The organism is Pseudomonas sp. CFII68, assembly GCF_000416195.1.
Classification (GTDB): Bacteria; Pseudomonadota; Gammaproteobacteria; order Pseudomonadales; family Pseudomonadaceae; genus Aquipseudomonas; species Aquipseudomonas kilonensis.
Genome location: NZ_ATLN01000120.1, coordinates 74142 through 89960, shown reverse-complemented (window position 1 = coordinate 89960; position 15819 = coordinate 74142). Strand labels below are relative to the sequence as shown.

The 15819-nt window shown below is 61.4% G+C and carries 10 protein-coding genes, 5 tRNA genes and 1 pseudogene; 3 read left to right on the top strand and 13 right to left on the bottom strand.

Going from position 1 to position 15819, the window contains the following annotated elements:
* Positions 1-60: 60 nt before the first annotated feature.
* Positions 61-3339 (top strand): EAL domain-containing protein, encoded by a 3279-nt coding sequence (locus tag CFII68_RS04665; RefSeq protein ID WP_018612418.1) that lies wholly within the window; start codon positions 61-63, stop codon positions 3337-3339.
* Between the two features lie 214 nt (positions 3340-3553).
* Here the strand turns inward: CFII68_RS04665 and CFII68_RS04670 are convergent, their stop codons facing one another.
* From CFII68_RS04670 to uvrB, 11 genes are all read right to left on the bottom strand, one after another.
* A complete protein-coding gene (locus tag CFII68_RS04670; protein ID WP_018612416.1) occupies positions 3554-4006 on the bottom strand; it encodes an Hsp20 family protein in 453 nt (150 codons plus the stop codon).
* A gap of 119 nt (positions 4007-4125) precedes the next feature.
* Positions 4126-5085 (bottom strand): tRNA-dihydrouridine synthase, encoded by a 960-nt coding sequence (locus CFII68_RS04675; protein WP_018612414.1) that lies wholly within the window; start codon positions 5083-5085, stop codon positions 4126-4128.
* A 381-nt stretch (positions 5086-5466) separates the two neighbouring features.
* On the bottom strand, positions 5467-5916 hold the full coding sequence (locus CFII68_RS04680; protein WP_018612412.1) for a thioesterase family protein: 450 nt from the start codon (positions 5914-5916) through the stop codon (positions 5467-5469).
* A gap of 85 nt (positions 5917-6001) precedes the next feature.
* The gene (locus CFII68_RS04685) at positions 6002-6835 is read right to left on the bottom strand and encodes an alpha/beta fold hydrolase (RefSeq protein ID WP_018612410.1); all 834 of its coding nucleotides are present in this window, start codon (positions 6833-6835) and stop codon (positions 6002-6004) included.
* Between the two features lie 28 nt (positions 6836-6863).
* The gene (locus CFII68_RS04690) at positions 6864-7403 is read right to left on the bottom strand and encodes a TetR/AcrR family transcriptional regulator (protein ID WP_003203880.1); all 540 of its coding nucleotides are present in this window, start codon (positions 7401-7403) and stop codon (positions 6864-6866) included.
* Positions 7404-7582: 179 nt separating this feature from the next.
* A tRNA-Glu gene (locus tag CFII68_RS04695) sits at positions 7583-7658 on the bottom strand.
* Between the two features lie 75 nt (positions 7659-7733).
* Positions 7734-7809: transfer RNA gene (locus CFII68_RS04700), tRNA-Ala, on the bottom strand.
* 53 nt (positions 7810-7862) lie between these two features.
* A tRNA-Glu gene (locus tag CFII68_RS04705) sits at positions 7863-7938 on the bottom strand.
* Positions 7939-8017: 79 nt separating this feature from the next.
* Positions 8018-8093 (bottom strand) — tRNA-Ala (locus CFII68_RS04710).
* 271 nt (positions 8094-8364) lie between these two features.
* Positions 8365-9846: a glutamate--tRNA ligase gene (gltX, locus tag CFII68_RS04715; protein WP_014337445.1), complete on the bottom strand. Its 1482-nt coding sequence runs from the start codon at positions 9844-9846 to the stop codon at positions 8365-8367.
* A 230-nt stretch (positions 9847-10076) separates the two neighbouring features.
* A complete protein-coding gene (gene uvrB / locus CFII68_RS04720) occupies positions 10077-12092 on the bottom strand; it encodes an excinuclease ABC subunit UvrB (protein ID WP_018612408.1) in 2016 nt (671 codons plus the stop codon).
* 332 nt (positions 12093-12424) lie between these two features.
* Here uvrB and CFII68_RS04725 point away from each other — a divergent pair, with 332 nt between their 5' ends.
* Positions 12425-13621, top strand: coding sequence for an amino acid aminotransferase (locus CFII68_RS04725; RefSeq protein ID WP_018612407.1), 1197 nt, complete (start codon positions 12425-12427; stop codon positions 13619-13621).
* A 261-nt stretch (positions 13622-13882) separates the two neighbouring features.
* Here the strand turns inward: CFII68_RS04725 and CFII68_RS04730 are convergent, their stop codons facing one another.
* Positions 13883-14110, bottom strand: a complete 228-nt coding sequence (locus tag CFII68_RS04730; protein WP_018612405.1) for a hypothetical protein — start codon at positions 14108-14110, stop codon at positions 13883-13885.
* Between the two features lie 235 nt (positions 14111-14345).
* Here CFII68_RS04730 and CFII68_RS04735 point away from each other — a divergent pair.
* Positions 14346-14421: transfer RNA gene (locus CFII68_RS04735), tRNA-Asn, on the top strand.
* Between the two features lie 78 nt (positions 14422-14499).
* Here the strand turns inward: CFII68_RS04735 and glyA are convergent.
* Positions 14500-15773, bottom strand: a pseudogene (gene glyA / locus CFII68_RS0126205) (serine hydroxymethyltransferase).
* Positions 15774-15819: the final 46 nt, after the last annotated feature.

Below are 15819 nucleotides of genomic sequence, written 5' to 3'. Positions count from 1 at the left end.
GCGCCTGTAGGGCCTGACGCCTGTGCTTTATGCCCTAACCCGCTCAAGGCTCGCTAGATAATGCCCAAACCCGCTGACCACCTCCCGCCCTTGCCACGCATCCAGGCGCTCGACCCGAAACGGTCCGAGCAAAGCTGGGACAGCGCGCCGCAGTTGTTGGCCGCCCTGAACGGTGCGCGACTGGGGGCCTGGTCGTGGGACATCGAGACAGGGAAGATCAGTTGGTCCCGGGGCACCCAGGCACTGTTCGGCTTCGATCCGCGCCAGCCATTGCCAGCGGATGTGGATTATCTGGACCTGTTGCTGCCCGAAGACCGGGACCGGGCCATGCGCGCCTTTCACGCGGCAGTGGCCGGGGCGCCGCTGGAACAGGCCATGCACCACCGCATCGTCTGGCCCGATGGCAGCCTGCATTGGCTGGAAATCAGCGGCAGCGTGCTGCCCGACAAGCACGGTCGCCCACGCATGATCGGGGTGATCCGCGAGATCACCCATCAGCGCGAGCGGGAACAGGCGCTGCGCAGCTCGGAAAAACGCTTCGCCACGCTCTTTCACCTGTGCCCGAACATGGTTTTGCTGACCCGCCAGGAGGACGGGCTGATCAGCGAGGCCAACCAGTATTTCGGAAGCCTGTTCGGCTGGCCGCTGCACGATGTGATCGGCCGCACCACCCTGGAACTGGGCTTGTGGGTTGACCCCGGACAACGGGCAAAACTGCTGGAAGCCATCAAGGCCAAGGGCGAACTGGCGAGCATGGAGGTGGAACTGCGGGCGAGCAATGGCCAGATCCACACCGGCCTACTCAGCGCGCAGAAAGTCGAGCTGGAGGGCCAACCCTACCTGTTGAGCGCCTTTCTCGACACCACCGAGCGCAAACTCGCCGAACAGGCCCTCAAGGACAGCCAGGAACGCCTGGACCTGGCCCTCGACTCGGCGCAACTGGGCACCTGGGACTGGCACATTCCCAGCGGCATGCTCTACGGCTCGGCCCGGGCCGCGCAGCTCCATGGCCTGGAGCCCAAGCCGTTCCACGAATCGTTCGATGCGTTTTTCGAAGGCGTCCCCATGGAAGAGCGCAACAACATGCGCAACGCCTATCGCAGCCTGCGCGAAGGTCCGGCGGGCAACTATCAGTTGACCTACCGCGTGCAACTGCCGGACGGCAGCTCGCGCTACCTGGAAAGCCGCGCCCGCCTCTACCGCAACGACGACGGCAGCCCCTTGCGCATGGCCGGCACCTTGCTCGACATCACCGACCAGGTGGAGCGCGAACAGAGCCTGGCCGCCTCGGAAGAAAAATTCGCCACGCTGTTCCAGGTCAGCCCCGACCCGATCTGCGTCACCCACCTGGACAGCGGCCGGTTCCTGGAGATCAACTCCAGTTTCACTCAGACCTTCGGCTGGACCACCAGCGACGTAATCGGCCTCGACGCTGACGAAATCGGCCTCTGGGACGCCTCGGGCAGCAGCCTGCAACGCATCGAACGGGTGATCCGCGAACAATCACTGAACAATGTCGCCATCGTCGTTCACCATAAGAACGGCCAGCCGCTGACCTGTGTGATTTCCAGCCGGCAAATCAACGTCGGCAACCAGCCCTGCATCGTCACGACCTTGCGCGACATCACCCAGCAACAACGCTCCGAAGCCGCCCTCAAGGCCAGCGAAGAGAAATTCGCCAAGGCGTTTCATTCCAGCCCCGACGCCATCACCATCACCGAACTCGAAAGCGGTCGCTACCTTGAGGTCAACGACGGCTTCTGCCGGCTGACCGGCTACCGCGCCGACGAAGTGATCGGGCACACGGTCTACGAAGTGGGGATCTGGGCCGAAGAAAAACAGCGAGCCGCCTTGCTGGCCGAGCTGAAACTCAAGGGCCGCGTAGTCCACCAGGAGATGCTCGGGCGCAATAAACAGGGGGAAATCCTGACGGTGGAGGTCTCGGTCGAGCCCATCACCCTCAATGAAACGGCGTGCCTGCTGCTGACCGCCCGGGATGTGAGCCTGCTGCGCAATGCCGAAGCCCAGATCCGCCACCTGGCCTACCACGACTCGCTGACCAACCTGCCCAACCGGGCCTTGCTGATGGACCGGCTGAGCCAGCAGATCGCCCTGCTCAAACGCCACAACTTGCGCGGCGCCCTGCTGTTTCTCGACCTGGACCACTTCAAGCACATCAACGACTCCCTCGGTCACCCGGTGGGCGACACCGTGCTGAAGATCATCACCGCGCGCCTCGAAGCCAGCGTGCGCCTGGAAGACACCGTAGCGCGGCTGGGTGGCGACGAATTCGTGGTGCTGCTCAGCGGCCTGGAAGGCTCGCGCAACGAAGTCAGCGAGCAAGTGCGGACCCTGGCCGACACCCTGCGCGAACTGCTTTCGGAGCCGATGTTTCTCGATGGCCAGCGCCTGCAGGTCACGCCGAGCATCGGTATCGCGCTGATTCCCGATCACGGTTCCACGCCCACCGATTTGCTCAAGCGCGCCGACATTGCGCTGTACCGCGCCAAGGACTCAGGGCGCAACACCTCGCAGATGTTTCACACCACCATGCAAAAAGCCGCCAGCGAACGGCTGCGCATGGAGACCGACCTGCGCCTGGCCCTGGCCCGTGGCGAGTTCAGCGTGCATTTCCAGCCTCAGGTCGATGCCCGGGACAACCGCATCATCGGCGCCGAAGCCCTGGTGCGTTGGCATCACCCGGACCTGGGCGCCCAATCGCCCAACGAATTCATCAAAGTGCTGGAGGACAGTGGCCTGATCCTGGAAGTCGGGACCTGGATCCTCGATGAAGCTTGCGACGGCTTCAAGCAACTGATCGCCAAGGGCAAGATCGACCCCCAGCGATTCAGCCTGTGCGTGAACATCAGCCCACGGCAATTCCGCCAGAGCGACTTTGTCGAACGCATCGAAAACAGTCTCCTCTCTCACGGCCTGCCCTTCTCCCTGCTGAAACTGGAGATCACCGAAGGCATCGTGATCCAGAACCTGGACGACACCATCGCCAAGATGCGCCGGCTCAAGAAGCTGGGGGTGAGCTTTGCCATGGATGATTTCGGCACCGGTTATTCGTCGCTGACCTACCTCAAGCGCCTGCCGGTGGACACATTGAAAATCGACCAGTCATTCGTGCGCGACGCCACCAGCGACCCCAACGACGCCGAAATCATCCGCGCCATCGTCGCCATGGCTCGTAGCCTCAACCTGATCATGATTGCCGAAGGCGTGGAGACCCTGGAGCAATTGCAGTTCCTGCAAGGGCTTGATTGCCATCTGTACCAGGGTTATTTGCATAGCCGGCCGTTGCCGCTGGAGGCGTTTGAGCGGTTGTTGCCCTAGCCTGTGCAGCTAGGCACGAGGCTTTTGTGGCGAGGGGGTTTTATGTGGGAGCAAAGCTTGCTCGCGACTGCAGGTGACTCGGTTTCTGAAGGACCGCATCGCTTTTATCGCGGGCAAGCCTTGCTCCCACAGTCCCCTCGCCACATAAATCTTCCACTGATATCCAAAAAATGAAAAAGGGCGCCATTTGGCGCCCTTCTTCATTTGCGCTGCATCAGTTTTGCAGCGCGGGTTGTTGCTGCGCTCCGTTGATCGGGATGCGCTTGGCCTTGGCCTCTTCCGGGATCACCCGCAGCAGGTCGATGCTCAACAGACCGTTGCTCAGGCCGGCGGACTTGATCTCGATATGATCGGCCAACCGGAAGGACAGCTTGAACGCACGCTGGGCGATGCCCTGGTGCAGGTAGGTGACGCTGTCGTTACTGGCTTCACGTTTGCCGCCACTGATGGTCAGCACACCTTTTTCCACTTGCAGGTCCAGGTCTTCTTCCTGAAACCCGGCGGTGGCGACCACAATGCGGTACTCGTCATCACCATGTTTTTCCACGTTGTAGGGTGGATAGCTGCTACCCGGTTCGTTGCGCAGGGCGGTTTCGAACAAGTCGTTGAAACGATCGAAACCTACCGAGGAACGGAACAGCGGGGCCAGCGAAAATGCAGTACTCATGATTCAAATCTCCTGAAAAAATCAGCAAGTTTTTTTGTCTCCGCGACCCGAATTCGGCATCGCGTAATCCCTATCTAGGGACCGCCAAAAACTTTTCAAGAGCTTTTTCTGAAATTTTTTCAGGCCGCTTCGGTGCGCTGCACACCCAGCAAATGGCCCACCGCGTCCAGGTCGGTTTCCCGGCGCAAAGCGGTAAACAGCGCCACCGCTTCGGGGTAATTGCGGGTCAGCATCGCCAGCCATTGCTTCAACCGGCCTGGAGCCTGGCGTGGTGTCAGTTGCTCGACCACCTGCACCCAGAAGTCCTGGAGCATCGGCTGCAGCTCGGCCCAGGACATCTCGACCACCTCCTCACCAGCCCGGGCGGCGGCGATCTGCCGGGCCAGGTCAGGACGGGAAACGAGACCGCGACCGAGCATGATGTCTTCGACACCGCTGATTTCGCGGCAACGGCGCCAATCCTCAACGCTCCAGATATCGCCATTGGCGAACACCGGCACCTTGACCACTTCCTGCACCCGGGGAATCCACTCCCAGTGGGCAGGAGGCTTGTAGCCATCGACCTTGGTCCGCGCATGCACCACGATGTGCGCCGCACCGCCTTCGGCCAGTGCCGTGGCACACACCAGCGCGCCGTCCGGGCTGTCGAAACCCAGGCGCATCTTGGCGGTGACCGGAATGTGCTTTGGCACCGCACGACGCACGTGCTCGACGATTTCGTTGAGCAGTTCCGGCTCCTTGAGCAACACCGCCCCGCCCCGGGATTTGTTCACGGTCTTGGCCGGGCAACCGAAGTTCAAGTCGACAACCTCCGAGCCCAACTCGCACGCCAACGCCGCGTTTTCCGCCAGGCACACCGGATCGGAACCGAGCAACTGCACCCGCAACGGCACACCGGCAGCCGTCTGGGCACCGGTCAGCAGTTCAGGGGCGAGCTTATGGAAATAGGCCGGCGTGAGCAGACGGTCGTTGACACGGATGAACTCGGTGACACACCAGTCGATCCCGCCAACACGGGTCAGGACATCCCGCAGGATGTTGTCGACCAACCCCTCCATGGGCGCCAGGGCAATTTGCATGGAAACACACACTCAAACGAAAAAACGTGCGGCAGTTTACCGGATTTTGCCCACATATCCGGCATTCACCACAAATCCCTTGTGGGAGCGGGCTTGCTCGCGAAAGCGGTGGATCAGTTTGCGAGGATGTTGGATGTACTGCCGTCTTCGCGAGCAGGCTCGCTCCCACAGGGTTCTCGATCACTCAAAAATCCTGCGCTCACCACAAATTCCTTGTGGGAGCGAGCCTGCTCGCGAAAGCGGTGGGTCAGCTTGCATTGATGTTGGATGTATCGCCGTCTTCGCGAGCAAGCCCGCTCCCACAGGGGTTTCAAGGCGTTCACGAAACCGGAATTCACCACCAATCCCTGTGGGAGCGAGCTTGCTCGCGATGACGGTGGATCAGTCGATGAGGATGCCGGATGGCTTCAGCGCGGGACCATAACCTTCGATGAATTCCGGCGGCATGCGCTTGGGCCTGCCGGTGGACAATTCGATGCAGACGAAGGTGGTCTGGGCCCGCAGCAGCGTGGTGTTGTCGCTGGGACGGACCAGTTGGAAATGCCGGGTCATTTTCAGACGCTGGTCCCAGTCGACGATCCAGGTCGCCAATTGCAGCTCATCGCCTTCATAGGCGGCCGCCAGGTAATCGATTTCATGCCGTACCACTGCCATGGCCCGGTCGAGGCGCCGGTATTCCACCAGATCCAGGCCCAGGCGCTGGGAATGGCGCCAGGCGCAGCGCTCGAGCCAGGTAACGTACACCGCGTTGTTGGCGTGGCCCAGCCCGTCGATGTCTTCGGCATTGACCTGAAGATCAATAATGAACGGTGTTGCGCGATCCCAGCCCATGCCCCTCTCCTGGTCGAATTTGGATCGGGGCAGTGTAACGGATCCTAGCTCGACCGCCATCGCGGGCAAGCCTTGCTCCCACAGATCAAGCCGATTGCCGCGCCTGCAGGCTGCGACCGGCCAGCAGTGATAACACCCCATCAATGACACGAGGATCGGCCAGCACCCGCTGATGCCCGCCCTGTGGCAGTCGCAGCAAACGACTGTCGAACCAGGCTTCATGGATCAACTGCGACTCCCTGACCGAAACCGACGTGTCGTCCTCGGCATGGACGATCAACCCCGGCACGTCCAGTTGGTAATGCGCGACGTCCATCTTCGAAGCGGGCATGCCCACATCGCTTTCCACCTGGCGAATGAACGCCGAACGCGCCTTGGGCGGCAGGCCCATCATCCGGGAGAAACCGCGCAGCACCCCCAGAATGCGGGCGGGTGCGGCGATGCTGACCAGCGTCTCGGTACGCAACCCCAACTGGACGGCCAACAGGGCACTGGCGCCGCCCATCGAATGCCCGATCACGGCCTGCAACGGCGGCAGTTCAGCGGCGGCTTCGAGCATGGCCCTGGCAAACAACAGGACATTCGCCTCGCGACCCGGTGAGCGACCATGGGCTGGACCGTCCAGCGCCACCACCGTGTAACCGGCGTCCACCAGGGCCGTGATCAGCGCCGCGAACTGCGTCGGCCGCCCTTCCCAGCCATGCATCAGCAGGACTGCCGGGCCTTTGCCCCAGCGCAACGCCGAGAGACCGAAGCGCAAGGTGATACGCTCGGACGAGGCCAGCAGCGGCAGCTCCCAATCCCGCGGCGGCAAGTTGCGCGGGCGCATGAACAGCGAACGCATCTGTTTGGCCACCAGGCGCGGAGCCACCCAACCCAGCGTGCCATTGACGCTACGAATCCAGCTCAACCTGTTCATCGCTCATCTCCAGGGCTTGCGCCTTAGCTCATCGCACCGCCGACTTGGCGGCGCGCAGCAAACGATCCGATAACTCTCCAGGGCCCAAGGCTCGTGCCAGGGCCAGGCCACCTACCATCAAGGCGATATCGGCCAGGGCCTTGTCGGCGTCCTCCGGGCTGGCCGCCAATTGCGCGACCATCAACTCGATATGCTCATTGAGCACTTCACGAAACGCATCCGGCAGCCGACCGAGCTCGCCGACCGACGCAGGGATCGGGCAGGCGTGTTCGGTGGAGTCACGGTGCTTGCGGGACAGATAGAACGCCGCCACCAGAGCGCGCCGCTCTTCGCCCGTCAGCTCGCCATCCATGTCGGCGATCAGGCCGCGGCGCCGATTGAGCAATTGCTTGAATGCCTCCAGCATCAAGGCATCCTTGCTTTCGAAATGGGCATAAAAACCGCCCACCGTCAGCCCGGCCGCGCCCATCACCTCGCCCACGCTCGGCTCAGCCGGCCCACGCTGGATCAGCGCATCGCTGGCGGCCTTGAGAATGCGCTCACGGGTTTGTGCCTTTTTATCGCTCATCGTCGCCTCCGAATATTACGATTGAAATATTATTCCTATAATAATTTTCCGCAAGCGGAAATTTTGACCGCTGGTCAGAAGACTTTTTCAAGGATAGGGAATTGGCCGAACGCCAGACAAACAAAAGGGCCATTCAAGAATTGAATGACCCTTATAAAATCCCGCAGAGCGGGTAATCGTGGCGTCCCCTAGGGGACTCGAACCCCTGTTACCGCCGTGAAAGGGCGGTGTCCTAGGCCACTAGACGAAGGGGACACAAACCTTCTGACTTGATCAGCGCTGAGAACTGATCGATTCAAGGACGGTGTGGCCAGACCTTGAACCTGTAATTGGTGGAGCTAGACGGGATCGAACCGTCGACCTCTTGCATGCCATGCAAGCGCTCTCCCAGCTGAGCTATAGCCCCAGGTTTTTCGCCTCGCGGCGGAGCGACATCTTGCAACATCGCTTCTGTAAAACTGGCGTCCCCTAGGGGACTCGAACCCCTGTTACCGCCGTGAAAGGGCGGTGTCCTAGGCCACTAGACGAAGGGGACGCAAACCCTTCTGTACAACTGATCAACGCTAAGTGTTGATCGCTTCAAGACCGGTGTGGCCAGGCCTTGAAGTGTAAATTGGTGGAGCTAGACGGGATCGAACCGTCGACCTCTTGCATGCCATGCAAGCGCTCTCCCAGCTGAGCTATAGCCCCTCATCGCTGAGGACGGGGCGAATCTTAAGGGCGTATCGGAGGGCTGTCAAATTTATTTTCAACAAATTTGAAAATTTTTTGCCGGGATAACAATCACTTACCACCTTCCCCAATAAAACTGGGGCCTCGCCTGTTCCGTAGGAGCTGTGTAGGAGCTGACGAGTGCAACGAGGCTGCGATCTTTCCCCCAGCTATTTGAATCTCAAGCGAAAGATCAAAAGATCGCAGCCTCGCTTCGCTCGTCAGCTCCTACACAGCTCCTACAGGCTATTTAGGCGATCGCACCCAGCAGTTTTTCCCACTCCTTGTTTTCCTTCTTCGACACACCACCGAGCAGATCGATGGCCTGGCGCAGGCGGAAACGGGTCAGGTCCGGCCCGAGGATTTCCATCGCATCGAGCACCGACACCGAGCTGGCCTGGCCGGTAATGGCGGCGAACATCAGCGGCATGGCATCGCGCAGTTTCAACTCCAGCGACTCGACCACAGCCTGGATGGTCGCGGTGATGCTGTCCTTCTCCCACTGACGCAGGCTTTCGAGCTTCCACAGGATCAGTTGCATCAACTGGCGCACCTGGTCGCCCGAAAGCTTCTTGGATTCGAACAACTTCGCATCCGGCGTCACGCCACCGGCGAAGAAGAAGCCGGCCAGCGGGGCGATCTGGCTGAAGGTCTCTACCCTGCCCTGCACATGGGGAGCGATCTTCATCATGTACTCTGGGTTCAATGCCCACTTCTGCACACGTGCGGCGAATTCTTCCACCGGCAGGTCCCGCAGCCACTGGCCGTTGAGCCACGACAGCTTCTCGACGTCGAAGATCGGCCCACCCAGGGACACCCGCGACAAATCGAAATGCTCGACCATTTCCTGCAGCGAGAACTTCTCGCGCTCGTCCGGCATCGACCAACCCATGCGCCCCAGGTAGTTGAGCATGGCCTCGGGCATGAAGCCCATGCGCTCGTAGAACGTCACCGAGGTCGGGTTCTTGCGCTTGGACAGCTTGCTCTTGTCCGGGTTACGCAGCAGCGGCATGTAGCACAACTGTGGTTGTTCCCAGCCGAAGTATTCGTAGAGCAGGATCAGTTTCGGCGCCGATGGCAGCCATTCTTCACCGCGCAGCACGTGAGTGATGCCCATCAGGTGATCGTCCACCACGTTCGCCAGGAAGTACGTCGGCAGGCCGTCGGTCTTCATCAGCACTTGCATGTCCATGCGATCCCACGGGATCTCGACATCGCCACGCAGCATGTCCGGCACCACGCAGACGCCTTCGGTGGGCACCTTCATGCGGATCACATGGGGCTCGCCGGCCGCCAGGCGACGGGCGACTTCTTCCTTGGACAGCAGCAGCGCCCGGCCGTCGTAGCGCGGGGTTTCACCACGGGCCATTTGCTCGGCGCGCATCTGGTCCAGCTCTTCGGCGGTGCAGAAACACGGGAACGCATGGCCCATGTCCACCAGTTGCTGGCAATACTGCTGGTAGATGTCACCACGCTCGCTCTGGCGGTACGGACCGTGCGGGCCGCCGACGTCCGGGCCTTCGCTCCAGTCGATCCCCAACCAGCGCAGGGCGTCGAAGATCTGCTGTTCGGACTCGCGGGTCGAACGCAACTGGTCGGTGTCCTCGATCCGCAGGATGAACTCGCCGCCATGCTGCTTGGCAAAGCAATAGTTGAACAAAGCGATGTAGGCGGTGCCGACATGGGGATCGCCAGTGGGCGAAGGCGCGATGCGGGTGCGGACGGTGGTCATGGCATGTCTCGGAAAGAATATAAAAGCGAAGATCGAACAGGGGGCGAATGGTAACAGGCGATGGCGGGCGGGCTCCAGTGAGAGCGGGATTTGTGTCGCCAGACGTCAGACCGAGTCGCCTCATTCGCGAGCAAGCCCGCTCCCACAGTGGAACGCATCCAGCCTGGACGACGCGGTCAACTGTGGGAGCGGGCTTGCTCGCGAAGAGGCCATCGAAGCCACAGCAATACTCAGACAGCCAGCAACCGCTCACGCAACTTGCCAATCTCATCACGCAACTGCGCCGCCGCCTCGAACTCCAGGTCCCGGGCCAGCTGGTACATTTTCTCTTCCAGTTGCCGGATGCGCTTGGTGATCTCGCTCGGCGAGCGCAGTTCGGCCTCGTAACGGGCGCTCTCTTCGGCCGCCTTGGCCATGCCCTTGCGCTTCTTGCTGCGCGAGCCGGGCACGGTGGCGCCTTCCATGATGTCGGCGACGTCCTTGAACACGCCCTTGGGGGTAATGCCGTTGGCCAGGTTGAAGGCAATCTGCTTGTCGCGACGGCGCTCGGTCTCGCCGATGGCCCGCTCCATGGAGCCGGTGATGCGGTCGGCATACAGAATCGCCCGGCCATTGAGGTTACGCGCCGCGCGGCCGATGGTCTGGATCAACGAACGCTCGGAACGCAGGAAGCCTTCCTTGTCGGCGTCGAGAATCGCCACCAGCGACACTTCCGGCATGTCCAGGCCTTCGCGCAGCAGGTTGATGCCCACCAGCACGTCGAAGGTACCCAGGCGCAGGTCGCGGATGATCTCGACCCGCTCCACCGTGTCGATGTCCGAGTGCAGGTAACGCACCCGCACGCCATGGTCGGCCAGGTAGTCGGTAAGGTCTTCGGCCATGCGCTTGGTCAGCGTGGTGACCAGCACCCGCTCTTCCAGTGCCACACGCTTGGTGATTTCCGAGAGCAAGTCATCCACCTGGGTCAGCGCCGGACGCACTTCAATCTGCGGGTCGACCAGCCCGGTCGGCCGCACCAATTGCTCGATGACCCGCCCGGCATGCTCGGCCTCGTAGTTGCCCGGGGTGGCCGAGACAAAAATCGTCTGTGGGCTCACGCTTTCCCATTCGTCGAAGCGCATCGGTCGGTTGTCCAGCGCCGAGGGCAGGCGGAAGCCGTACTCCACCAGGGTTTCCTTGCGCGAACGGTCGCCTTTGTACATGGCGCCGACCTGGGGCACGCTGACGTGGGATTCGTCGATGACCAGCAAGGCATCGGCCGGCAGGTAGTCATACAACGTGGGCGGCGGCGCACCCGCCGGACGGCCCGACAGGTAGCGGGAGTAGTTTTCGATGCCGTTGCAGTAGCCCAGCTCCAGGATCATCTCCAGGTCGAACCGGGTCCGCTGCTCCAGGCGCTGGGCTTCCACCAGTTTGTTGTTCGAACGCAAGTATTCCAGGCGCTCCTGCAACTCGACCTTGATCCCCTCCATGGCGTCCAGCAGGGTTTCCCGGGGCGTCACATAGTGGCTCTTGGGATAGAACGTGAAGCGTGGCAACTTGCGGATCACTTCGCCGGTCAGCGGGTCGAACGCCGAGAGACTCTCCACTTCATCGTCGAACAGCTCGATGCGGATCGCTTCCAGGTCCGATTCCGCCGGGTAGATGTCGATCACATCGCCACGCACCCGGAACGTCGACCGGGCGAAATCCATGTCGTTGCGGGTGTACTGCAAGTCCGCCAGGCGCCGCAGCAAGGCGCGCTGGTCGAGTTTGTCGCCGCGGTCCACGTGCAACACCATCTTCAGGTAGGTTTCCGGGCTGCCCAGGCCGTAGATGCACGACACCGTGGTGACGATGATCGCGTCCTTGCGCTCGAGCAAGGCCTTGGTCGCCGACAGTCGCATCTGTTCGATGTGGTCGTTGATCGAGGCATCCTTCTCGATGAAGGTGTCCGACGACGGCACGTAGGCCTCGGGCTGGTAGTAGTCGTAGTAGGAAACGAAGTACTCCACGGCGTTATTCGGGAAAAACGCCTTGAACTCACCGTACAGCTGCGCCGCCAGGGTCTTGTTCGGCGCCAGTACCAGGGTCGGGCGCTGAATCTGGGCGATCACGTTGGCAATGCTGAAGGTCTTGCCCGAGCCGGTCACACCGAGCAGCGTCTGGTGCGCCAGCCCGGCCTCGATACCCTCGACCATCAGGCGGATGGCTTCCGGCTGATCGCCGGCGGGCTGGAAGCGGGTGACTAGCTGGAATTCAGACATGACATAACCTCTGGATTCACCCCTGTCGGCCAGCCGACAGGAACGAGAAAGACCGAAACGACTGATGTCGCCCGAGGAAAAAACTGGAATGCACACAATGTGGAGGTGAATGCCTTCGCTTTCAAGACGAACGTCCTACACGCCTTGAAGACTTTGACGCGCCGAGAGGACTAACGGTCGAAAAAAATCGTAAAAACTTAGCGTAAAAACCGAATCGCCTGTCGCCGTGCCGGGTGATGGCCTCTATACTAGCTCCCCGTTTGTGCACCGCTCTAGTGCATTCGGCTGGAGCGCCACACGTCCCCTCATTCTCCATTCAGAGCCGCGCACTAATGAGCCTGTTTTCCGCTGTCGAATTGGCACCCCGCGACCCCATCCTGGGCCTCAACGAAGCTTTCAACGCCGACACCCGTACCAATAAGGTCAACCTGGGTGTAGGTGTTTACTGCAATGAAGAGGGGCGTATTCCACTCCTGCGTGCCGTTGTCGAGGCCGAGACGGCTCGCGTGGCTCAGCACGTTTCCCGTGGTTACCTGCCAATCGACGGCATTGCCGCCTACGACCAGGCCGTGCAGACCTTGCTGTTCGGCAAGGATTCGCCGCTGATCGCTTCCGGTCGCGTCATCACCACCCAGGCCGTGGGTGGCACCGGTGCACTGAAGATCGGTGCCGACTTCCTCAAGCAACTGCTGCCTGACGCCGTCGTCGCCATCAGCGACCCAAGCTGGGAAAACCACCGCGCCCTGTTCGAAACCGCCGGCTTCCCGGTGCAGAACTACCGCTACTACGACGCCGCCACCCACGACGTGAACCGCAGCGGCCTGCTGGAAGACCTCAACGCCCTGCCCGACCGCTCGATCGTTGTGCTGCACGCCTGCTGCCACAACCCGACCGGCGTGGACCTGAGCCCGGAAGATTGGAAAAACGTGCTGGCCGTGGTCAAGGCCAAGAACCACGTTCCGTTCCTGGACATGGCTTACCAGGGCTTCGGCACCGGTATCGACGAAGACGCGGCGGCCGTGCGCCTGTTCGCCGAGTCGGGCTTGACCTTCTTTGCCTCCAGCTCGTTCTCCAAGTCGTTCTCGCTGTACGGCGAGCGCGTCGGCGCCCTGTCGATCGTCAGCGAATCGAAAGAAGAAAGTGCCCGCGTGCTGTCCCAGGTCAAGCGCGTGATCCGCACCAACTACTCCAACCCGCCGACCCACGGCGCCAGCATCGTCGCCGCCGTGCTCAACAGCCCGGAGCTGCGGGCCCAGTGGGAAGCCGAACTGGCCGAAATGCGCCTGCGCATTCGCGGCATGCGCGTCCAGATGGTGGACATGCTGGCCAAGGCCGCCCCGCACCACGACTTCAGCTTCGTCGCACGCCAGAGCGGGATGTTCTCCTACTCCGGCCTGACCGTTGAACAAGTGACGCGCCTGCGCACCGAGTTCGGCATCTATGCCCTGGACACCGGCCGCATCTGCGTGGCCGCGCTGAACCAGAACAACATCGATGCGGTGACCAAGGCCATCGTTCAGGTGATCTGAAGCTTTCACGCTGGATGAAAAACGGGAAGCCATTGGCTTCCCGTTTTTTTTGAGTGTGTCGATCAGGTCGGGTAGACCCCCAACCTGTGGCGAGGGGATTTATCCCCGCTGGGCTGCGAAGCAGCCCTGAAATCAGCAACCCGGTTTGACAGGCTCATTAACTTCGACCACTTGGGGCTGCTACGCAGCCCAACGGGGATAAATCCCCTCGCCACAAAAGCAAGGCCACAAAAGCACCAGGCACAACACTTTTCGGTGAGGCTACAACTCCGTCGCCCGCTGGCTCGCCGCATCGTCATAAATGACATACAACGACTCGGCCACCTGGCTCTTGATCGCCTTGGTGCTTTCCAGCCCCAGGACAAAGCCCTCGGCCTTGCCGCCGGCGCGGTTCAGTTCTTCGGCGGTGCTGGCCTGGGTGATGGCGTCGTACAGTTTCTCGGCATGAGGCCCCACGCCCTTGGGCAAGCTGATCTGGGCGGTACTCACAAGAGCACCTCGGCGCGGCGGGCAGTGTGAAGGGGTAACAGGTGGTTCATGGCGCGTACCTTAATGTCGGCGAATGGCCGGCAGCGCGTCCTGCCACTTCCGGATGACCATGGTAGTCCTCTCCTGCCCTGGCGGTAACTGCCAATCGTTGATTGACCGTCAAAGGGCACCAGGAATGCGCCGTCCGGCAATGGACGCTTGACTTCTCTTTTCCAATCAGTAACATACGCGCCATTCCGCGATAGCTCAGTTGGTAGAGCAAGTGACTGTTAATCACTGGGTCCCTGGTTCGAGTCCAGGTCGTGGAGCCAGACAAAGGGTCCAGAGAAAGCTTTCAAAATCTCTGCCCCCCCCCCCGAAAAACCCGCCTCCAGGCGGGTTTTTTCGTTTTAGCGCTGCCGATATACAGGATGGCGACGACACAGCGCCACCACGTGTTCGCGTACATGATGCGCAACCTGCTCGCTGCCGCCGGATTCCAGCGCGTCCAGCACGTCACACAGCCAACCTGCCAGTTGCTCGCACTCTGGCACTCCAAACCCGCGAGTGGTCACGGCCGGGGTGCCGATGCGCAGCCCTGAGGTTACGAACGGCGAACGAGGATCGTTGGGCACCGAGTTTTTGTTGGCCGTGATGTAGGCATTACTCAGGGCGGCATCGGCGTCCTTGCCGGTGTAAGGCTTGTCGGACAGGTCGATCAACATCATGTGGTTATCGGTCCCCCCGGAGACAATCCTGTAACCACGCTGCTGCAGCACCGCAGCCATGGCCCGGGCATTGATCACGATCTGCTGCTGATAGGTCTTGAACCCTGGCGCCAGCGCCTCCTTGAAGGCACACCGCCTTGGCGGCGATCTGGTGCATCAACGGACCGCCCTGGACACCAGGGAATACCGCCGAGTCGAGCTTCTTGTAAAACGTATCGTCCTGCCCCTTGGACAGGATCAGGCCGCCACGTGGACCACGCAGGGTCTTGTGGGTGGTGGTGGTGACCACGTCGGCGTAAGGCAGTGGATTAGGGTACAGACCCGCGGCGACCAGACCGGCAACGTGGGCCATGTCAACGAACAGCAGGGCACCGACCTTGTCGGCGATCTGGCGGAAACGTGGGAAGTCCAGGGTCTTGGAGTAAGCGGAGAAACCGGCAACGATCATCTTCGGCTTGTGCTCGACCGCCAGGCGCTCGACTTCGTCGTAGTCGATCAGGCCGGTGGTGGTGTCGATGCCGTATTGCACCGCGTTGTAGAGCTTGCCCGAGGACGACACCTTGGCACCGTGGGTCAGGTGACCGCCGTGGGCCAGGCTCATACCCAGGATGGTGTCGCCGGCCTGCAACAAGGCCAGGTACACGGCGCTGTTGGCCGAAGAGCCGGAGTGCGGCTGGACGTTGGCGTAATCGGCACCGAACAACTGCTTGGCGCGCTCGATGGCCAAGGCTTCGACTTTGTCGACGTGCTCGCAGCCACCGTAGTAGCGCTTGCCTGGATAACCTTCGGCGTACTTGTTGGTGAATACCGCTGCCCTGGGCCTCCATCACGCGCTTGCTGGTGTAGTTCTCTGACGCGATCAGCTCGATGTGATCTTCCTGGCGTTGCTCTTCGGCATTCATCGCCGCCAGCAGTGCATCATCGTAGCCTTGGATTTGGTCTTGCTTGCTGAACATCGCGTCTCTCCCAGCGGCGGCGGTGCGCCTTTCGTCTCGGTGAGGC